Source organism: Streptomyces sp. NPDC049040 (genome assembly GCF_043197715.1).
In the GTDB taxonomy this organism is placed as follows: Bacteria; Actinomycetota; Actinomycetes; order Streptomycetales; family Streptomycetaceae; genus Actinacidiphila.
This window is the reverse complement of the sequence record NZ_JBICTO010000016.1, coordinates 120,478-140,325: the sequence shown is the minus strand read 5'-3', so window position 1 is coordinate 140,325 and position 19,848 is coordinate 120,478. Positions and strand designations below refer to the sequence as shown.

Here is a 19,848-nt window from a genome sequence, read left to right as displayed (position 1 = left end):
GCGCGCCCCCCCCGCGGCCCCCCCCCCCGCCGCCCCCCCCCCCCCCCCCGCGCCCGGCCCCCCCCCCCCCCCCCCCCCCCCCCCCCCCCCCCCCCGCGCCCGCCCCTGTTGTGGCCGCGTTCACCCGCAGGACCGTCATCGGTCGCCCGCGACCGCGCGAATGTATCCGTCGCCATCGCCGAGCACCGCCCCGCGGGGGCCGCAGGCCAACCGCACGAACCAGCCGAGGAGTGCAGTCGATCATGGCATTCGCCGCTCCGGACACCGACTCGTCCGATCACACAGAAGGAGTCGGCGAGCCCGGCGGCGACTGGCGCGAGGCGGACCGGCCGCGCGCCATCTCGGCGCCCGTCGCGGTCGGCGACCAGATCTTCCGGTGGGTGCTGCGGTGCGCGGGGCTCTCGGTCTTCGCGATCATGGGGCTCATCGCGTTCTTCCTCTTCTACCGGGGCCTCAAGGCGCTGCGGGTGGTCGGCTGGTCCTTCTTCACCGAGTCGAGGTGGCAGACGCAGTCGCACATCTTCGGCATCGCCGCCGTACTCCCCGACGGCATCATCATCGCCCTGGTGGCGCTGGTGATCGCCGTCCCCGTCTCGCTCGCCTCCGCGCTCTACATCTCCGAGTACGCCCCGGTGCGCATCCGCTCCACGCTGGTGTCGCTGGTGGACCTGATGGCGGCCATCCCCAGCATCGTCTACGGGCTGTGGGGGCTGTTCTTCCTCCAGCCGCGAATCGTCGGATTCGTCCGCTGGCTGACCATGCACCCGGGCGGGGCCGTCCCGTTCCTCAAGGTGCGCACCGGAGACATCGACACCTCCTACACCTCGTCCGCGTTCATCGCAGGAACCGTGGTCTCGCTGATGATCATCCCCATCATGACCTCGCTCAGCCGGGAGGTCTTCTCGCAGGCCCCGCAGGGCGAGCGGGAGGGCGCCTACGCGCTGGGCAGCACCCGCTGGGGAATGGTGCGCAGCGTGGTGCTGCCGTTCGGCAAGGGCGGTGTGATCGGCGCGGTGATGCTGGGCTTCGGCCGGGCGATGGGCGAGACCATCGCCGTCGCGCTGATCATCTCGCCCTCCTTCCACGTCACCTCGCACGTCCTGGAGAACGGTGCCAACTCGATCTCCGCGCTGATCGCGCTGCGGTTCGGCGAGTCCGACCCGCTGTCACTGTCCGCGCTGATGGCCGCGGGCCTGGTGCTCTTCCTGCTGACCCTGCTGGTCAACATGCTCGCCGCCGTGGTCATCGGACGCTCCAGGTCCGGCTCGACGATCGCGGACTGACCCCGGACCACGTGCACGCCTGACCCGAACCCAGGAGCCCGGCAGCAGCCGGCCCACACCGAGCGGACCGCACAGAGCAGGAGTACGACCCATGACCACGTTGGAGCCCGCAGCGCGGAAAGCGCAGCAGGGGACGGGGCCGGAGCCAGCCTCCCGCCCGCGGTCCGACCCGGCGAACGCCCCCGAAGTCCGGGTCAGGCTCGGCGCGACCGGCGACGGCGGGATCGGCGCCCTGGCCGGGGCGGCCGGCGGCTCGCTGGCCCTCACCTGGCTGCTGTTCGAGCGGATGCTGCCCCTCAGCGGCGCCTTCGGCTTCCTCGTCTGCTGGTACCTGCTCTTCCTCGGCATGCTCTGGGGCGTCGGACGCCTGATGTGGGACGCCAGGACCGCCCGCGACCGGCTGATCCAGACCGTCGTGGCCACCGCGGGGCTGCTGGTGGTGGCGCTGATCGCGGACCAGGTCGGCTACGTGCTCTTCCGCGGCGAGCACGCCGCCTCGCACCTCAACTTCTTCACCCAGACCATGCAGTCCACGGCCACCCTCTCGCCGATCACCTCGGGCGGCGCGCTCAACGCCATCGTCGGGTCGCTCGAACAGCTGGGCCTGGCCACGCTGTTCGCCGTGCCGCTGGGCATCGCCGCAGCGGTCTTCATGTCGGAGATCGGCGGCCGGCTGGCCCGCCCGGTCAGGACCGTGGTGGAGGCGATGACGGCGCTGCCGTCCATCGTCGCCGGCCTGTTCATCCTCGGCGTGGTCATCCTCACCCTGGGCCTGGAGAAGAGCGGCTTCGCCGCCTCACTGGCGCTGACCGTGATGATGATGCCGATCGTCACCCGTGCCGCCGAGGTCGTCATCCGGCTGGTCCCCGGCACGTTGCGGGAGGCGTCGTACGCGCTGGGCGGCAGCCAGTGGCGCACCGTGCTCAGCGTGGTGCTGCCCACCGCGAGGCCCGGCCTGGTCACCGCCGTGGTGCTCGGCATGGCCCGCGGTGTGGGGGAGACCTCGCCGGTGCTGCTGACCTCGGGCTTCACCTCGGGGATGAACGCCGACCCGTTCTCCGACCACCAGGTCTCCCTGCCGCTATACATCTGGAACTACGTGAAGTACCCGGCGCCCGACATGGTGGCGCGCGCCTTCGCCGCGGCCCTGACCCTGATGGTCGTCGTCCTGGTGCTGTTCGTCACCGCCCGGATCCTCGGCGGGCGCCGGCCCGGCGACCTGAGCCGCCGTCAGCGGCGCCGGATCAGGCGCGAGATGACGGCGGCCCCGTGAACCGCCGTCAGCAGGACCCTGTCCGCCCGACCCCCGCCGTCCCGCTGCCCGGAGGAGCCTCCATGTCCACCACGCCCACGGCGCACCGCCGTTGGCCCCGGCTGCTCGCCGTGCTGACCGCCGCGATGGCGCTGCTCGCGGTGGGGAGCGGCACGGCCGGTGCCACCACCTCGCTCAACGGCGACGGTTCCAGCTGGGCAGGCCCGGCACTCGACCAGTGGCGGCAGGACGTGGGACCGCAGGGCATCAACGTCAACTTCTCCGCCGTCGGCTCGGCCATCGGCCGCGCCCAGTGGGCGCTGGGCCAGGACGACTTCACCGCGTCCGACGTGCCCTTCCGCACCGGGGGCGACGCGGGGAACGTCGGCGGTGCGTACAACGGCGCGGAGAACCCGGTCTACGACTTCTCCTACGTGCCGGTGACGGCCGGGGGCACCGCGTTCATGTACCACCTCACCGTCGCGGGCAAGAAGGTCACCAACCTGCGGATGTCCACCGACACCCTGGTGAGGATCTTCACCGGGAAGATCACCTTCTGGAACGACCCGGCGATCGAACACGACTACGGCGGCAAGCTGCCGCACACCCCGATCACCCCGGTCGTGCGCTCCGACGGGTCCGGCGCGACCGCCCAGTTCACCCGCTACATGGAGCACACCCACAAGTCCCAGTGGGACGCCTACTGCAAGTCCGTCCTCAGCAGCACCTGCGGCGACTACACCGAGTTCTACCCGCCCAGCGGCCGGATGGTCGCGCAGAACGGCTCCGACGTCGTCGCCAGCTACATCCAGTCGCGAACCGGCGAGGGGACGATCGGCTACGACGAGTACGCGTACGCCAAGCGGGTCAACTGGCCGGTCGTCAAGGTCCTCAACCCGGCCGGCTTCTACACCCTGCCCGGCCCGTCCAACGTGGCCGTGGCGCTGACCGCCGCCAGGATCCGCGGCGTGGACGACAAGACCTCGCCCAGCGACCCGAACTTCCTCCAGCAGAACCTCGACGGCGTCTACACCATGCGTGATCCGCGGTCCTACCCGATCTCCAGCTACAGCTACCTGATCGTGCCGCGCTCCGGCGGGAAGCGAGGAGTACCGCCCCGCTTCAACACCACCAAGGGCTCCGCGCTCAGCCGCTACATCGGGTACATCCTCTGCACGGGCCAGGGCGAGGCGGGCCAGCTCGGCTACTCGCCGATCCCGCGCGGGCTGGTCAAGGGCGGCCTGCTCCAGGTCTCCCACATCCCCGGCAACCAGAGCGGCATCAACCCCAACACCCTGTCGAACTGCGCCAACCCGACCTTCAACTCGGCCGGCAAGCTCACCGTCCTGACCGACGCACCGCAGCCCAGCGCCTGCGACAAGGTCGGCGCGCCGCTCGACTGCACGGTGCGCAACGGCAAACCGGTCGCGGCCGGCGCGAGCTCCTCCGGCGGTTCCTCCTCCGGCGGCGGCTCCGGCGGCACCGGCGGCGGTTCCTCGGGCGCGACCGGCGGCACCTCCGGCGGTGCCGCGACGGGCGGCGGCACGGGCGGGACCGGCGGCACCGTCATCGATCCGCAGACCGGCCAGGTCGTCCCCGACGCGGGCGCGGGCACATCGGGCGGCACCTCTGACGGAGGCGGTTCCGCCGTCCCCGCCGACGTGGTCGCGCTGGCCGGCCGGGACGACGACTGGCTGCTCGGCTCCCTCACCGCCCTCGAACTGCTGGCCGTGGTGACGGTGCCGCCCGTGCTCGGCTACCACCTGCGCGGCCGCCGGCGCGCGACGGCCGCAGGTCCCGGGCCGCGTCCAGGCGGATGACCGGGGAGCGCCGCAGGGCGCACCCGCGCCGCCCGCCACCGGCACCGCACCCGTCCGGCCGGACCACAGGAGAGGAACCACAGCCATGAGCACGCCGACTCTCGCGAAAAAGGCGGACGCCGGCGGCGGCCGGACGCCCGGGACCGCGTCCCCGCCCGCCGGGCCGACCGCAGAACCCGGCGCCCCGGCCGCCGGCGTACCGCGCACCGGCTTCCGCCTGCGGATGAACGGTCCTGTGGCGGCCGCCCTTTCGTGCCTGCTGCTGGGCCTGCTGATGATCAGCTTCGTCGGCTACCTGTTCGCCGCGTCCAGGCTCCAGGAGGAGCACTTCCAGTCCACCGCGCGCAAGACCTTCGCCAACCAGCTCGCCAACGCGCTCGCCCCGGTCGGCACGGCCCCCGACGGATCGCCGGTCGCGGTCGTCGACATCCCGGCGATCGGGCTGCACCAGGCGGTGGTGGTCGAGGGGACCACAGGGCGCGACCTGATGCGCGGCCCCGGGCACCGCAGGGACACCGCACTGCCCGGACAGCAGGGCGTCAGCGTGCTCTTCGGCAGGCACGCCACCTTCGGCGCCCCGTTCGCGGACCTGACCGATCTGCGGATCGGCGACGTCATCCACGCCACCACAGGCCAGGGCGAGTCCACCTACACCGTCAACGCCTTCGGCGACAGCTCCCACCCGATCAAGGACACCGCCACCGACCGGCTGGTCCTGGTCACCGGCGACTCCGACTGGATCCCCACCCGCACGCTGCTCGTCGGGGCCCGGCTGGACGGAACCGGCAAGCCCGACCCCGGCGGGCGGCCGGCCGTCGTCGACACCGACCGGGCGCTGGCCTCCGACACCGCGGCCCTTCCCGCCCTCCAGCTGTGGGCGCTCGGCCTGCTCCTCGCGGTGATCGCGGCGGTCGTCGCCGCCCGGCGGCGGATGCCGCGCGGCGCCGTCCACCTGATCTTCGCGCCGGTCCTGGCCGCGCTGCTGTGGTGCGTCCATGAGAACGCCGCCGCGCTGCTGCCCAACCTCTACTGACCACCCGCCCGCCGCCCGGCGGCGACCGCCCCGGTCGCTCCCACACCACGGCCGACCGTCCAAGGAGTACCGATGACCGACACCAGCGCTGCCGGCGGGCACGCGCCGGAGGCGCAGCCCGTCCCGGTGGGGGCCGGAGCGCGCGCGTCCGCCACCGACCCCGACGCGACCGACACCGCCGTGCTGCCCCGTGTGCCGCCGTCCGAGGCGGTGTCGGCCCCTGCCGGATCCGGCGGCCCGGCCGAGGCCGCCGCTTCCGACCTCCACGGCATCGAGAGCCGTGCGGTGTCCGCCTGGTTCGGCGACCACAAGGTGCTCGACCGGGTCTCGCTGCGCATGCAGGCCGGCCAGGTCACCGCGCTGATCGGCCCCTCGGGCTGCGGCAAGTCCACCTACCTGCGCATCCTCAACCGGATGCACGAGATGGTCCGGGGTGCCTCGCTGGCCGGCGAGGTGCTGCTGGAAGGCGCCGACATCTACGCGTCCGGCCGCCGCCCCGCCGATGTCCGGCGCCGGATCGGCATGGTCTTCCAGCGGCCCAACCCCTTCCCCGGCATGTCGCTCTACGACAACGTGGCCAGCGGGCTGAAGCTCGCCGGGATCAAGGTCAGCCGCGACCACCGCGACCACCTGGTGGAGACCAGCCTGATCAGGGCCGGCCTGTGGAACGAGGTGCGCAACCGGCTCAGCACGCCGGGCGGTGCGCTCTCCGGCGGCCAGCAGCAGCGGCTGTGCATCGCCCGCTCGCTTGCCGTCTCACCCGACGTGCTGCTGATGGACGAGCCGTGCTCGGCCCTCGACCCGACCTCCACCCGGCGGGTCGAGGAGACCATCGCCGAGCTGCGCGGGCGGCTGACGATCGTCATCGTCACCCACAACATGCAGCAGGCGCAGCGGGTCTCGCAGTCCTGCGCGTTCTTCCTCGCCACCCACGACACCCCCGGCCGCATCGTCGAGGCGGGCGACACCGAGCAGGTCTTCGGCGACCCGGTGGACTCCCGCACCGCGGACTACGTCAACGGCCGCTTCGGCTGAGGGCGGCGATGTCACTGCGCGGGGCGGTGCGCGGGGCGGTGCGCGGGGCGGTCCTGGCCGCGGCCGCCGCGCCCCTGCTGGCGGGCTGCGGGCCCGGGACCCCCTCGGGGGCGCCCGCACCGGGGTCGGCCGCGCCCACCACCCGGGTGGCCGACCGGCCGGCGCCCCCGCCGTCCGCCGCCACCGGCACGCCCGCGCGGGCCCGCACCGTACCCGCACGGCGGCCCTCGCCGGCGCCCGCGGGCAGCACCGCCGCGGCGGCCCGGCCGCCGACGGCCGCCGCCACGGCTCCCGCCCCGCGGGCGAGCGCGACCGCGGTGCCCGCCCCGCGGCCCGGACACACCCCGGCCACCGCGATGGTGCTGCACATCGGCGCCTGGTCACGCCCGGTGGTCCGGGGCGACCAGGCCACGATCGACGGCTGCCGCGCAGCGGTCCTCTTCGCCGGACCGGAACCGGCCGTCGCGGACGGCTCCGGCATGCAGACCTCGGTCATCGTCGGCCACGACTTCTGCGGCTACGACCGTCTCGCCCCGCTGCCGGTCGGCACCCGCGTCACCCTCGACACACCCGGGGGCACGATCTCCTACCGCGTCTACGCCAACGACATCGCCCCCGGGCAGGGCGGCCCCGCCCACGGCCTGTACTGGGGGGACCTCACCTTGCAGACCTGCGTCGGGAAGGACACCGGCTTCAGCTATCTGATGCGGGACCAGGCCCCGCCGTCCTGACCGCCGTGGGCGGCGGGACGGCGGGCGCCGCCGCCCGGCAGGCGGGGCCGAGGCCCGGCCGCACATGCCCCGGTGGGCGGGTCCGAGGGGGTCCGAGGCGGGCCTGAGGGGGGTCCGTCACGCTCGGTCGGCCCGCGGTGTGCCGCGCCTGCATCGGCAGGCGGGGCTGAGGCCCGGCCGCTCATGCCCCGGTGGGCGGGTCCGAGGGGGTCCGAGGCGGGCCTGAGGTGGGTCCGTCACGCTCGGTCGGCCCGCGGTGTGCCGCGCCTGCATCGGCAGGCGGGGCCGAGGCCCGGCCGCACGGTCCGAGGCGGGCCTGAGGGGGGTCCGTCACGCTCGGTCGGCCGGCGGTGTGGCGCGCCTGCATCGGCAGGCGGGGTCGAGGCCGGGGCGCTCATGTCCCGGTGGGCGGGTCCGAGGCGGGTCCGCACCGTATCCGGGCGCAGGCCCGCATCGGCGCCCGCGGGCAGCACCGCCGAGGGCGCGGCATCCGCGGGGCCGGGCCTACAGGCCCGCCGCCGCGGCCAGGTCGGACTTCAGGGCGGCCAGCACCGCGGCGGCGGCCGAGCGGGCGGCCGGGACGACGCCCGAGACCGGGACGACGACCTCCAGATAGCACTTGACCTTGGGCTCCGTCCCGCTGGGCCGGACCACCACGCGGGCCGAGGAGACACCGTCGCCGGCCAGCCGGTAGCGCAGCCCGTCGGTGGGCGGCAGGCCGCCGGCGCCGTCGAGGAGGTCCTCGGCCGAGACGACGTCGAGTCCTGCCAGCCGCACCGGCGGCTCGGAGCGCAGGCGGGCCATCACGTCCGCGATCAGCGACAGGTCCGCGACCCGCGCCGAGAGCTGGTCGGTGGCGTGCAGGCCGTGCGCGACGGCGAGTTCGTCCAGGACGTCGGCGAGCGTACGGCCCTCGCGCCGCAGCTCCGCCGCCATCTCCGCGATGAGCAGTGCCGCGCTGATGCCGTCCTTGTCCCTGACGCCCGCCGGGTCGACGCAGTAGCCGAGGGCCTCCTCGTAGCCGTAGCGCAGCCCCGGCACCCGGGCGATCCACTTGAAGCCGGTGAGGGTGTCCTCGTAGCCGAGACCCGCGGCGGCCGCGATCCGCGACAGCAGGGAGGACGACACGATGCTCGCGGCGAAGACGTCCCGGCCGGGTTCCGCCGCGCCGCGCCGTACCAGGTGCGCGGCCAGCAGCGCGCCCAGTTCGTCGCCGCGCAGCATCCGCCAGCCCGCGTCGGCCGCGGGGTCGGGCACGGCGACGGCGCAGCGGTCGGCGTCCGGGTCGTTGGCGATCACCAGGTCGGGGCCGGCGTCCCTGGCCGTCTTGAACGCCAGGTCCATCGCCCCCGGCTCCTCCGGGTTGGGGAAGGCGACGGTGGGGAAGTCCGGGTCGGGCGCGGCCTGTTCCGCGACGGTCACCGGCGCGGGGAAGCCCGCACGCTCGAAGGCCGCCGTCAGGGTCTCGAGGCCGACGCCGTGCATCGGGGTGTAGACGGTGGACAGTTCGCGCGGCCCGCCGGGCGCGAGCACGGCCACCGCCCGTCGCAGATACGCCTCGACGACGTCCTCGCCCAGGACCTCCCAGCCGTCCGCGGCGAGCGGCACGGACGCCAGCGGGCCGATGGCCGCGATCTCGGCGGCGATGTCCGCGTCGGCGGGCGGCACGATCTGGGAGCCGTCGCCGAGGTAGACCTTGTAGCCGTTGTCCTGCGGCGGGTTGTGGCTCGCGGTCACCATCACGCCCGCGTCGGCGCCGAGGTGGCGGATCGCGTAGGCGAGGACGGGGGTGGGCAGCGGCCTGGGCAGCAGGTGGGCGCGCAGGCCGGCCGCGGTCATGACGGCGGCGGTGTCGCGGGCGAAGTCGTACGACTTGTGGCGGGCGTCGTAGCCGATGACGGTGGCCGTGCCGCCGTGTGCGCGCAGGTAGGCCGCCAGGCCGGCGGCGGCGCGGATCACGACGGCCCGGTTCATGCGGGTCGGGCCGGCGCCGAGGGGCCCGCGCAGGCCCGCGGTGCCGAACTCCAGGGTGCCGGCGAACCGGCCGGTCAGCTCGGGGAGGTCGCCGGCGGCCAGCAGCGCCTCGAGCTCCGCCTTGGTGTCGGGGTCCGGGTCCTCCGCGGCCCATGCGCGGGCCCGGGCGAGTACGTCGTCCATGGGGGTGCCTCCTCTTCTGCGGTGCCGGTGCGTTGTGCCTGGCGTGCGGACACGCCGTGGACACGCCTCAGAGACGGGCCAGGAGGTCCGCGAGCAGGCTGCCCATCCGGGTGGCGGACTCGTGGCCCGCCGCCAGGACCTCCTCGTGGTTGAGGGGTTCGCCGGTCATGCCGGCGGCGAGGTTGGTGACCAGGGAGATGCCGAGCACCTCGGCGCCCGCCTCGCGGGCCGCGATCGCTTCGAGGGTGGTGGACATGCCGACCAGGTCCCCGCCTATCGCCCGGACCATGCCGATCTCGGCGGGCGTCTCGTAGTGCGGGCCGGGCAGCTGGACGTAGACGCCCTCTTCGAGGGTAGGGTCTATGTCCCGGCACAGGGCGCGCAGCCGGGGGGAGTAGAGGTCGGTGAGGTCCACGAAGTTCGCGCCGGCGATGGGCGAGGTCGCCGTCATGTTGATGTGGTCGCTGATCAGCACCGGCTGGCCTGGGCGGAAGCCGGGGCGCAGGCCGCCGCAGCCGTTGGTGAGCACGACCGTCTTGCAGCCCGCCGCGACCGAGGTGCGCACCCCGTGGGCGACGCTCGCGACCCCCAGGCCCTCGTAGAGGTGGGTGCGGCCGAGGAAGACCAGGGCGCGGACGCCCCCGACGCGTACCGAGCGCACCCGTCCCGCGTGGCCGGCCACCGAGGGCGCGGGGAAGCCGGGCAGCTCGGTGATCTGCAGCTCGGCGTCTGCGGTGCCCAACCGGTCGGCGGCGGGTACCCAGCCCGAGCCCATGACCAGGGCGACGTCGTGCGTCTGCGCACCGGTCAGCGCGCGCAGACGGGCGGCGGCGGCGTCGGCCGCGGCATAGGGGTCGGGGTTCACGGAAGCGTTCACGCGCTGAGCGTAACCTGTCAGGGCCTACGCGCGTAGACGGCCTGACACCGAGTGCCGGAAAATCGGAGCATCCGACAATTGACGGCCGTCCCCCGCGGTCGCCGCGCGCTGCGGGGAACCGGCACCGCACCCGCCTTCAGCAGGGGCGCTTGCGCAGCCCCATCACATAGTCGTGCGGCGCACCCGCGGACTCCGCGGCGTCGGCGATCTCGCCCAGATAGCGGGCCGAGGGCAGGCCGCCCTCATAGTCGTTGAGCACGTAGAGCCACGCCGCCAGGTCGCCGTCCAGGGTGTGCACCCGGACGGTCGTACGCCGGTAGATCTGCAGCGGCACGCCCTCCCACCGGTCCATCGACTCCTCGTCGACCGGCGCGATGTCGTAGAGACCCACGAAGACCTGGCTGGCCGGGTCCTCCACCAGGGTCGCGAGGGCGCCCTCCCAGCCCATCTGCTCGCCGCCGAAGGTCAGCCGCCAGCCGTTCAGCCAGCCCGTGCCGCGCAGCGGGGAGTGCGGGGCGCGGCGCGTCATCAGCCGCGCGTCGAGGTTGCCTGCGTAAGCGGCGTAGAGCGACATGATGACGAGGGTACGGGAGCGGCATCGGCCCGGCGTAAGGAAGCGCGCGGGGCATCGGTGCTCCTTCGGCGATGCCCATGGCGGTGAGCACTTGGCGCGTGCGGGACAATGGGGTACGTGACAAGGATCGTGATCATCGGTGGCGGACCCGGCGGCTACGAGGCGGCGCTGGTGGCAGCGCAGCTCGGCGCGGAGGTGACCGTCGTGGACTGCGACGGCCTGGGCGGTGCGTCGGTGCTGACCGACTGCGTGCCGTCCAAGACGCTCATCGCCACCGCAGAGGTCATGACGACCTTCGATTCCTCGTACGAGGAGCTCGGCATCATCGTCGCCGACGACACCCCGCCGCTCCAGGGTTCCGCGCGGGTCGTCGGGGTGGACCTGGGCAAGGTCAACCGCCGGGTCAAGCGGCTCGCGCTGGCCCAGTCGCACGACATCACCGGCTCGGTGACCAGGGCGGGCGCCACCGTGATGCGCGGGCGCGGCCGGCTCGAAGGGCCGCAGACCGCGGAGGGCACCCGCACGGTCGTGGTCACCGCCGCCGACGGCACCGAGCAGCGGCTCACCGCCGACGCGGTGCTCGTCGCCACCGGCGCGCGGCCGCGCGAACTGGCCGACGCCATGCCCGACGGCGAGCGCATCCTGAACTGGACCCAGGTCTACGACCTCGACGAGCTGCCCCGCGAGCTGATCGTGGTCGGCTCGGGTGTGACCGGCGCCGAGTTCGCCGGCGCCTACCAGGCGCTCGGTTCGAGGGTGACGCTGGTCTCGTCCCGCGACCGGGTGCTGCCAGGTGAGGACCCGGACGCCGCCGCGGTCCTGGAGGACGTCTTTCGGCGGCGCGGCATGAACGTGATGTCCCGCTCCCGCGCCCAGTCCGTCAAGCGGGTGGGCGACGGCGTGGAGGCCACGCTCACCGACGGCCGGGTGATCACCGGCACGCACTGCCTCATGGCCGTCGGCGCGATCCCCAACACCTCGGGGATGGGCCTGGAGGAGGCGGGTGTGAAGCTCACCGAGGCCGGCCACATCTGGACCGACAAGGTGTCCCGCACCAGCGCGTCGGGCGTCTACGCGGCCGGCGACGTCACCGGGATCTTCGCGCTCGCCTCGGTCGCGGCCATGCAGGGCCGGATCGCGATGTACCACTTCCTGGGCGACGCGGTGGCCCCGCTGAACCTCAAGACCGTCTCCTCCAACGTCTTCACCGACCCGGAGATCGCCACCGTCGGCTACTCGCAGGCCGACGTGGACAGCGGCCGGATCGACGCCCGGCTGGTGAAGCTGCCGCTGCTGCGCAACCCGCGGGCCAAGATGCAGGGCATCAGGGACGGCTTCGTCAAGATCTTCTGCCGCCCCGGCACCGGCATCGTGGTCGGCGGTGTGGTCGTCGCGCCCAAGGCGAGCGAGCTGATCCACCCGATCTCCATCGCGGTGGACAACAACCTGACGGTCGAGCAGATCGCCAACGCCTTCACCGTCTACCCGTCGCTCTCCGGCTCGATCGCCGAGGTGGCCCGGCAGCTGCACAACCGCAAGGCGGGCGGCCAGGAGCAGGGCCTGTCGTAGGCCGCGGCTCCCTCCGGTCCATGCGGTACCCCGTCGCGGGCCCGCGCGCCCGGCGCGGCGGCCCGCGCTCTCATGGCGCGGGCGAACGTACTGTCGGCGTATAGCACTTGCCGGTCTGTTTCAGGTGCAACTTCCGTCATCTGGTGCAAAACGCTGAAAGTAGCGGTCGTTGGGGTTACTGTCGGTTCCGTGTTCGCTGCAGAACGTCGCCAATTGATCCTCGAAATGGTGCGGGCCAACGGAGCAGTGTCGCTCCGCGAGCTCGCCCGCGTCGTCCAGACCTCCGAAGTGACCGTGCGCCGTGATGTGCGGGCGCTGGAGGCAGAAGGACTGCTTGACCGCCGTCACGGTGGTGCGGTCCTGCCGGGTGGCTTCACCCGTGAGTCGGGCTTTCCGCAGAAATCCCATCTGGCGACCGCGGAGAAGACGGCCATCGCCGACCTCGCGGCCTCGCTGGTGGAGGAGGGTGAGGCCATCGTCGTCGGCGCGGGCACCACCACGCAGGAGCTGGCCCGGCGGCTCGCCCGGGTGCCAGGGCTCACCGTGGTGACCAACTCGCTGCTGGTCGCCCAAGCGCTGGCCCACGCCAACCGGGTCGAGGTGGTCATGACCGGCGGCACCCTGCGCGGGTCCAACTACGGCCTGGTCGGCAGCGGCGCAGAGCAGTCCCTCCAGGGGCTGCGGGTGTCGCGGGCCTTCCTGTCCGGCGCGGGACTCACCGCGGAGCGCGGCCTGTCCACGTCCAACATGCTGTCCGCCAGCGTGGACCGGGCGCTGGTGCAGGCGGCCTCTGAGGTCGTGGTCCTCGCCGACCACACGAAGCTCGGCGCCGACACGATGTTCCAGACGGTGCCGACCGATCTGATCACCCACCTGGTGACCGACGAGCCGCCGGCCGGCGACGAGCGCGCCGCGACGGAGCTCCAGGCGCTCGCCGACCGGGGCGTCCAGCTGGCGGTGGCCCCAGGCTGCCCCGGTGAACCGGCCGCGCCGCTCCCCGCCCCCCGCCGGCCGCACCCCCTGCGCCCGCCACCCGTTCCCCGCCTCGCCGACCTGCGTCCGCGCTGAGCCGGCCTGCGTCCGCGCTGAGCCGGCCTGCGTCCGCGCTGAGCCTTCAGGAGTCCCGCACCGCGCCGGGCCGCCTCCGGGCCTTGGCGCCGCGCCACTTGGTGCGGGCCCACACCGCCTGGGCGCCGCCGAGCACGAGCAGCACCGCCAGGCCGTCGAGCCGGTCCGCCACGCTGTGGCCCGGCAGGGTCCGCCGGGCGGCGCGTACGAGCACCGTCAGGTCCGCGGGCGCGGTCACCGAGGCCAGCGAGCCCAGGCACAGGACGGTGCCCAGCACCAGCACGGCACCGTAGGCGCGGACGGCACGGCGCCGCGCCGCGGACATGCCGCGGCTGGGGTCGGCGGCCCGTGACCTGCGGCCGGGGAGCGCACGCCGGACGAGGAAGCGGGCGTAGGCGCGGCCGTCACCGAAAAGGTCGGGGCAACCGGTGAGGTCCTGGAGGACGAAGTAGACGTCCGTCCGCATGAAGACCATGAACTGGAAGGGCAGCGGCAGCACCGCGACCAGGACCAGGATCTCCAGGGGCCGCAGTGCCGGCGAGCCGGGACCCGCGGCGGCCGCGGCCAGCAGCCCGGCGGCGGCCGTGGTGAGGTTGACGGCCATGCCGGCCAGGTAGGCGGTGAGCCGGTGCCGGCGCGGCGCGAGTTCGATGCCGCTCATGTCGGTCTGGGCGACCAGGAACTGCAGTCGGGTGCCGAGTTCGATCCGCGCGGGCACCCCGGTCGCGCGGGCCGCGAGCAGGTGGGCGAGTTCGTGCAGCAGCACCATCGACCAGCCGGCGCCGACCGTCACCAGCAGGACCAGGCTGCCGTGCCGGCTCCACAGCAGGCTGCGGTAGCCGGGGATCAGCCGCGGCTGCGCGGCCGCGGCGACGGCCGCGGCCGCGATGACCGCGCCCATGGCGACGGGCACCAGCGGGCTGAGCGACCACGCGGCGCGCCGCTGGGTGATCCAGGGGAAGGTCGGCCGCCGGGGGGCCGGGCCCGGCAGGGCGACCCCGTCGACGTCGGAGACGAATCCCAGCGCCGCCAGGCCGTCGACGAAGTCACCGACGTCGACGTCCTCGCCGGTCTCGGCGAGCACCGCCTTGCGGGTCTCGGCGACGGTCAGCCCGCGCCCCAGGCACTCGATGACCGCAAGACCGACCGCGGGGACCGCCGCGAAGTCCCCGGTGGCCAGCCGGCCGACGATCACCTCGTCGCCGGCGCGCCGGCTCTGCAGCGGGTGCAGCCGGACCCGGCTGCCGCCGGCGACGGCGGGGCGGGCCGGCGCGACGGTCACAGAACCGCTCCGCCACCCGGGATCGCGTCCGCCGCGGAGTGCGCGGCCATCGCCGCCTCACCGCAGGCCGGGCAGTCCGGGCGCCGCGGGTGGCGCTCGAGTCCCGGGTCGCCGAGCGCCGCGAGGTTGACGCCGAACCGGAAGCCGGGCTCCATCGGCGGGGCCCCGGTGAGCAGGGCCGTCGCGGCGTGCGCGATCAGCAGCCCGGACAGGCCGGCGGTGACGGCGGTCACCGGGTTCCAGGGCATCCGGGGGGACGCGGCCTCCTCGCCCTGCCCCGGCGCGAGTCCCAGGTCCCGCCGCTCGCTCTCGCCGAGCCGCTGGCACTGCCAGCAGCCGCCGGTGCCGGGGACGTGCACCCCCACGGTGGTGAGCGGGCCGCGGTAGCCGCCGTCGATCCACGGCGTGCCGGAGTCGAGGCAGACCCGGTTGGCCCACCGGCGGATCTCCGCCGGCTGGTCCGCGCACAGCAGCAGCAGGTCGTACGCGGCGGGACCGGCGTCGAGCAGGTCCGCCAGGTCGGCGGGGCCCGTCACCCGCGCCTGCTCGCTGGTGACCTCGACCTGGGAGTTGAGGGCCCGCAGGTCGTCCCTGGCCGCGTCGGCCTTGGGGCGCCCGACGTCCCTCTCGCGGTAGAGGGGCTGGCGGTTGAGGTTCGACAGGTCGACCGTGTCGGGGTCCACGCAGTGCAGGTGGCCGACGCCCGAGGCGACCAGGGCCTGGGCCGCGTACCCTCCGGTGCCGCCCAGGCCCACCAGCAGGACCCGGGAGGCCCGCAACCGCTCCTGCAGCTCCCAGGCGCTGCGGGCCGGGCTGCGGTCCAGCCACCGCAGGAGGGTGACGCCCCTGCTGTAGCGCTCCTGCTCCTGTGGCGTCAGCCTGGTGGCGGGGGCGGCCAGGTCCTCGAGGTGGCCCGCGGCCCCGAGGTCGGCGACGGCCTCCACGACATCGGCTGCGGTCACCTCCGGGTGGGCGGCAGCGACCGCCGCCGCGACCTCCGGGACGGAACGGCTGCCGTCCAGCGCCGCCACGAGGGTCCAGACCCAGCCGTCCGGGTCCTCGATCTCCACTCCGATCCCGTAGACGACACTGCCCAGCCGGACCGTTCCGTCGACCGTACGGTAGCCGGAATGCTCGGGTTTGATTCGCGGTCGTAACATGAGAAGAAGTCAACTCCGTCTAATGGAGGCGTGCTTGACAGTCCGCAGTCTCACATGACGTACTGATGGCACGTCAACCGTGTTCCGGCGATTGACGTTTGTCGCCAGCAGAAAAGGGGAGCATCGGTATGAAGAAAATTGTGATCAAGCCGCTCGACAAGAAGCAGACCACCTCGGGCAGCAGCGACACCGGTAACTGAGCGCAGGGTCGGGCGGGTGAATTGTCCGGCCGTGGTTAAAGGCGGCCGCCGGCCCGTGCCGGCGGCCGCCGCGACGTGAAATCGACGTCTGGGGTCGGGGGGACTCTTTGATGATCGACGCGTCTTCCGGCGCGGGCAGAGCGGTGATGGCCGACGACCGGTATCCGACGGTCGGTGAACTGACCGAAACCGCACGCCTGCTGGCCGCGCGGCACCCGGAAGTCTGCCGGGTGGACACCGTCGGCAGCTCCCGCGCCGGTCAGCCGCTCACCCTGCTCTCCGTGGGCCACGCGGCCGACGACGTGCTGATCGTGGCCGGGCCGCACCCGGACGAGTTCGTCGGCGGCGCGACCGCCATGGAACTCGCCCACCGGGTGCTCGCGGATCCGGCGCTGCGCGAATCGACCCGGTGGAATTTTCTGTTGTGTCTCGATCCCGACGGTGCGGGTCTGGCGAACAGCGGCCATGGGGTGCGCAGCATGCCCGAGTTCTTCGAGCACTTCTTTCGGCCGGCCTCCGAGGAGCAGCCGGAGTGGGCTCCTTCCACCGGTGTGACACTTCCGGAAAGTCGGATTCTTCTCGGCCTGATCGCGTCACTCCGGCCGTTTCTGCAGTGCTCGCTGCACGGTACAGACGTGGGCGGCACCTTCGTCCAGGTCACCCGTGATCTTCCGGAATTGGCCGAGCCTTTCAGAAGATCCGCGGCCGGACTCGGCATACCGATTGAATCGGGTTCCTACGACACCTTCTCCTGGCCGGAATCCGGACCGGGCATCTTCACGATGCCGCCGGCCGCCGGCGGACGGCGAGCAGACGGCAACAGCGGCCCCCGGGGGACCACCTGGCTGGCACCCCACGGATACGGCGGCGCGACCGCGATCGTCGAGGTGCCGATCTGGGCGAGCGACCGGCTGGGGGACCGCAGCCCGGTCCACGACCCGCGCGAGCAGCTGATCGCGTTCGCCGAGCAGATGCGCAGCAGGCGGCGCCGGATCGCGGCGCTGCTGGACGACGCCCTGCCCCACCTGCCGTCACACGACAGCCCCTTCCTCCGGTCGCTGCGCACCCAGCTGGCCGCGCTGCGGCAGCTGCCCGAGGAGTGGGATCCGCGGGTCGCCGAGGCCCGGCTGATCGGCGCCGGGCGCATGACGCGGGCGAAGCTGGCCGGCATGGAGGTGTGGGCGCACCGGCTGCCCGTCCGCGCGGTCGCGCTGCTCCGCCGCGCCCTCGAACCGGCCGGCAGGGCCGCCGCACCGGTCAAGGCCGGGATCGACGAGGCGCTGCACGACTGGTGCGCCGGCTACCAGCAGCGCTTCCGGCCGGCCTGGGTGCATGTCGCCCGGCAGGCCGAGCACCAGGCGAACACCGTGCAGGCCGCGGTCGCCCTCAGCCATCCGGCCCGCGGCGCGGGGCCGCGGGCCGCCCGGGTACGGCGGCGGCTCAGCCGCGACGGGTGAGCAGCCAGGGTTCGACCACGCCGAGTCCGCGGACCGGGCGCCGCCACATCGGCTGGAGCGCGAAGCGGTACTTCTCGGAGTCCGCCGCGTCCACGTCGGCCTCCGACAGCGGCGCCTCGCCCGCCTCCGCGAGCGCCTCCGCGAAGTCCCCGTCCACCAGGACGGCGTCCCGCGGCGCTATCGAGGTCAGGCGGGACGCGAGATTCACCGTCGTGCCGAAGACGTCGCCCATCCGGGTGGTGACGGTGCCGAAGGCCATGCCCACCCGGAGCGCGGGCATCGTCTCGTCCCCGGTCATCGTCTCGATGAGCCGTATGCCGATCTCGGAGGCGGTGCCCGGGTCGTCGGCGACGAAGAGCACCTCGTCGCCGAGCGTCTTGATCAGCCGCCCCCCGTACGCGGCGACCTGGTCGGCCGCCGTGGTCTCGAAGGCCTCGACGAGCTCGCCGAGCTCCTCCTCCTCCAGCCGCCGGGTGAGCCGGGTGAAGCCGACGAGGTCGGCGAAGCCGACGGCGAGCCGCCGGTCGACGGCCTCCTCGTCGTCGGACTGGACGACCCGGCTGGTGGCGGCCGCGACCTGGCGGCGCCACACGTAGATGAGGAATTCCTCCAGCTCCGGCAGCAGCAGCTCGACCAGCGGGTAGGCCACCTCGGCGCGGGTCATGCCCGGCTCCGGCGGCTCGGTGAGGCCTTCGAGGAAGGAGTCGGTCTGCCAGTCGGCGAGCCGCGCGGTGGTCTGGCCGGTGGAGCGGGCCACCTGGATCGCCATGGACTCGGACAGCAGTCCCGCCTCGACCAGGCCCGCGAGCCGCCGCAGCGCGAGGACGTCCGCCTCGGTGAGCGCCCTTGCCTGCCCGATGTCGGCGAAGCCCATGGCGCGCCAGAAGCGGGCGGCGAGGTCCATGGAGACGCCGGCGGTGCGGGCCGCCTGGAAGGGGGTGTAGCGGCGGGGCGCGCCGAGGATGAGCTGTTCGAGCCGCAGCGCCAGCGGATGCTCGCCGGTGTCCGTGACGGCCTCGCCGTCCGGGTCCGCTTCCGGACCCGGGTCGGCGGCGGACGGCTCGTCCGGAACGGGTGGGCCCGGGTCGTCCACGCTCATCGCCCGGCCCCTGAGGAATCCCTGCGCACAGCCCTTCCGATCATCGAGACGACGCAGCGGGTCAACGATACGGCAGGTGTGCCACAGCTCACTCTCACCGGGACCGACCCTCTCACGACCGAGGTCACCGGGAAGGCCGCAGGTGCACGACGTCGCCCGCGCCCACCGGTTGCTCGCCGTCGGGCCCGGCGATCACCAGCCGCCCGTCGCCGTCGACGGCGACCGCGGTGCCTGCCAGTTCCCGGCCGCCGGGCAGCTCGGCGCGCACCTGGCGGCCGAGGGTGGCGCAGCCGGCCGCGTAGGTCTGCTGGAGCCGGGAGGCGGCCGGGTCGCCGCCCGCCGCGCGCCAGGCGTCGTACCAGTCGGCGAGGGAGCGCAGCACGGCACGCAGCAGGGGGTCGCGGTCGGTGCCCTGGGCGCCGGCCAGCGCGAGCGAGGCGGCGGTGGGCACCGGCAGTTCGGCAGCGCGCAGCGACACGTTGACGCCGATGCCGATGACGACCCCGGTGCCGCCGCTGCGTTCCGCGAGGATGCCGCCGGCCTTGCGCTCCTCGCCGTCGACGGTGACCAGCAGGTCGTTGGGCCATTTGAGTGCCGTGTCCACGCCGGCCGCCCGGGACAGCGCGGTGGCGGTGGCGACCCCTGCCAGCAGCGGCAGCCAGCCCCAGCGGTGCGCGGGCACCGGTTCGCGTACGGGCGCCGTCGCGCCGGCGGCGGGCTCCGCGCCCCTGGCCGGGGGGGCGGGGGCCGGATCGCCCGGGCGGAGCAGCACCGAGAAGAAGAGTCCGGAGCGCGCCGGGGCGGTCCAGCGCCGGTCGAGCCTGCCGCGCCCTGCGGTCTGCTCCTCGGCGACCAGCACCGCGCCCTCCGCCTCACCCGCGGTGGCCCTCGCGGCGAGGTCGACGTTGGTGGAGCCGGTCTGCTCCACCACGTCGAGCGCGGTCCACAGCGAATCGCCGGTGACCACCGCACGGCGCAGGGCCGCGGCACTGAGCGGCGGTCGGTCGAGGTCGGACCAGCGGCTGGACGTCATGCTTCCACCCTACGAGCGCGGGCACCGGTGACACGCCGGGCCATGGCACCGGCGCCGCAGGTGCGGGAGGCGGTGGTGCAGTGTGGTGAACGCCGCAGTGTCCGTACCCCAGAGTCGCCACTACGCTACGGAAAACAGCGTTACTCACCAGTTAAGAAGCGTCCGTTCCCAGCAGGCGGTTGCCAGCAGCCGCCGGGCGCGTCAACCGCCGCCGAGAG

16 protein-coding genes are annotated in these 19,848 nt (G+C 73.9%); 9 read left to right on the top strand and 7 right to left on the bottom strand.

Annotation, left to right across the window (positions count from 1 at the left end; all coding sequences use genetic code 11):
• Nucleotides 1-242 precede the first annotated feature (242 nt).
• The 6 genes from pstC (at nucleotide 243) to ACGFMP_RS29870 (ending at nucleotide 7,154) form a co-directional block, all read left to right on the top strand.
• Nucleotides 243-1,283 carry a phosphate ABC transporter permease subunit PstC gene (gene pstC / locus ACGFMP_RS29895; RefSeq protein ID WP_393676192.1) on the top strand — a complete coding sequence of 347 codons (1,041 nt, stop codon included), beginning with the start codon at nucleotides 243-245 and terminating at the stop codon, nucleotides 1,281-1,283.
• 91 nt (nucleotides 1,284-1,374) lie between these two features.
• Nucleotides 1,375-2,556, top strand: a complete 1,182-nt coding sequence (gene pstA / locus ACGFMP_RS29890; protein WP_393676190.1) for a phosphate ABC transporter permease PstA — start codon at nucleotides 1,375-1,377, stop codon at nucleotides 2,554-2,556.
• Nucleotides 2,557-2,618: 62 nt separating this feature from the next.
• Nucleotides 2,619-4,355, top strand: coding sequence for a substrate-binding domain-containing protein (locus ACGFMP_RS29885; RefSeq protein WP_393676189.1), 1,737 nt, complete (start codon nucleotides 2,619-2,621; stop codon nucleotides 4,353-4,355).
• A gap of 85 nt (nucleotides 4,356-4,440) precedes the next feature.
• Nucleotides 4,441-5,388, top strand: a complete 948-nt coding sequence (locus ACGFMP_RS29880) for a sortase (RefSeq protein ID WP_393676187.1) — start codon at nucleotides 4,441-4,443, stop codon at nucleotides 5,386-5,388.
• A gap of 72 nt (nucleotides 5,389-5,460) precedes the next feature.
• On the top strand, nucleotides 5,461-6,423 hold the full coding sequence (locus tag ACGFMP_RS29875; RefSeq protein WP_393676185.1) for a phosphate ABC transporter ATP-binding protein: 963 nt from the start codon (nucleotides 5,461-5,463) through the stop codon (nucleotides 6,421-6,423).
• An 8-nt stretch (nucleotides 6,424-6,431) separates the two neighbouring features.
• Nucleotides 6,432-7,154: a hypothetical protein gene (locus ACGFMP_RS29870; RefSeq protein ID WP_393676183.1), complete on the top strand. Its 723-nt coding sequence runs from the start codon at nucleotides 6,432-6,434 to the stop codon at nucleotides 7,152-7,154.
• Nucleotides 7,155-7,658: 504 nt separating this feature from the next.
• On the opposite strand, the gene ACGFMP_RS29865 is transcribed toward ACGFMP_RS29870, so the two are convergent.
• The 3 genes from ACGFMP_RS29865 to ACGFMP_RS29855 all read right to left on the bottom strand — a co-directional run bounded on the left by ACGFMP_RS29865 (nucleotide 7,659) and on the right by ACGFMP_RS29855 (nucleotide 10,762).
• Nucleotides 7,659-9,311 carry a phospho-sugar mutase gene (locus ACGFMP_RS29865; protein WP_393676181.1) on the bottom strand — a complete coding sequence of 551 codons (1,653 nt, stop codon included), beginning with the start codon at nucleotides 9,309-9,311 and terminating at the stop codon, nucleotides 7,659-7,661.
• A 67-nt stretch (nucleotides 9,312-9,378) separates the two neighbouring features.
• Nucleotides 9,379-10,188, bottom strand: a complete 810-nt coding sequence (locus ACGFMP_RS29860) for a purine-nucleoside phosphorylase (RefSeq protein ID WP_393676179.1) — start codon at nucleotides 10,186-10,188, stop codon at nucleotides 9,379-9,381.
• Nucleotides 10,189-10,324: 136 nt separating this feature from the next.
• The gene (locus tag ACGFMP_RS29855) at nucleotides 10,325-10,762 is read right to left on the bottom strand and encodes a gamma-glutamylcyclotransferase (protein ID WP_393676177.1); all 438 of its coding nucleotides are present in this window, start codon (nucleotides 10,760-10,762) and stop codon (nucleotides 10,325-10,327) included.
• Nucleotides 10,763-10,870: 108 nt separating this feature from the next.
• On the opposite strand from ACGFMP_RS29855, the gene ACGFMP_RS29850 reads away from it, so the two are divergent.
• Together ACGFMP_RS29850 and ACGFMP_RS29845 are read left to right on the top strand one after the other, a co-directional pair.
• The gene (locus ACGFMP_RS29850; RefSeq protein ID WP_393676175.1) at nucleotides 10,871-12,331 is read left to right on the top strand and encodes an NAD(P)H-quinone dehydrogenase; all 1,461 of its coding nucleotides are present in this window, start codon (nucleotides 10,871-10,873) and stop codon (nucleotides 12,329-12,331) included.
• 225 nt (nucleotides 12,332-12,556) lie between these two features.
• A complete protein-coding gene (locus ACGFMP_RS29845) occupies nucleotides 12,557-13,399 on the top strand; it encodes a DeoR/GlpR family DNA-binding transcription regulator (protein ID WP_393676202.1) in 843 nt (280 codons plus the stop codon).
• 46 nt (nucleotides 13,400-13,445) lie between these two features.
• On the opposite strand, the gene ACGFMP_RS29840 is transcribed toward ACGFMP_RS29845, so the two are convergent.
• Complete coding sequence (locus ACGFMP_RS29840) at nucleotides 13,446-14,681, bottom strand: hypothetical protein (protein WP_393676174.1); 1,236 nt, start codon at nucleotides 14,679-14,681, stop codon at nucleotides 13,446-13,448.
• Complete coding sequence (locus ACGFMP_RS29835) at nucleotides 14,678-15,841, bottom strand: HesA/MoeB/ThiF family protein (RefSeq protein ID WP_393676172.1); 1,164 nt, start codon at nucleotides 15,839-15,841, stop codon at nucleotides 14,678-14,680. The genes ACGFMP_RS29840 and ACGFMP_RS29835 overlap by 4 nt, the downstream gene beginning before the upstream one ends.
• Before the next feature lie 310 nt (nucleotides 15,842-16,151).
• Between ACGFMP_RS29835 and ACGFMP_RS29830 the strand changes: the two genes are divergently transcribed.
• The gene (locus ACGFMP_RS29830; protein WP_393676171.1) at nucleotides 16,152-17,498 is read left to right on the top strand and encodes a M14 family zinc carboxypeptidase; all 1,347 of its coding nucleotides are present in this window, start codon (nucleotides 16,152-16,154) and stop codon (nucleotides 17,496-17,498) included.
• Here ACGFMP_RS29830 and ACGFMP_RS29825 read toward each other — a convergent pair.
• Entirely contained in the window at nucleotides 17,482-18,597 is a 1,116-nt protein-coding gene (locus ACGFMP_RS29825) for an adenylate/guanylate cyclase domain-containing protein (RefSeq protein ID WP_393676170.1), read from the bottom strand. The genes ACGFMP_RS29830 and ACGFMP_RS29825 overlap by 17 nt on opposite strands.
• A 124-nt stretch (nucleotides 18,598-18,721) precedes the next feature.
• Nucleotides 18,722-19,630 (bottom strand): biotin--[acetyl-CoA-carboxylase] ligase, encoded by a 909-nt coding sequence (locus ACGFMP_RS29820; protein ID WP_393676168.1) that lies wholly within the window; start codon nucleotides 19,628-19,630, stop codon nucleotides 18,722-18,724.
• Between the last annotated feature and the right edge of the window lie 218 nt (nucleotides 19,631-19,848).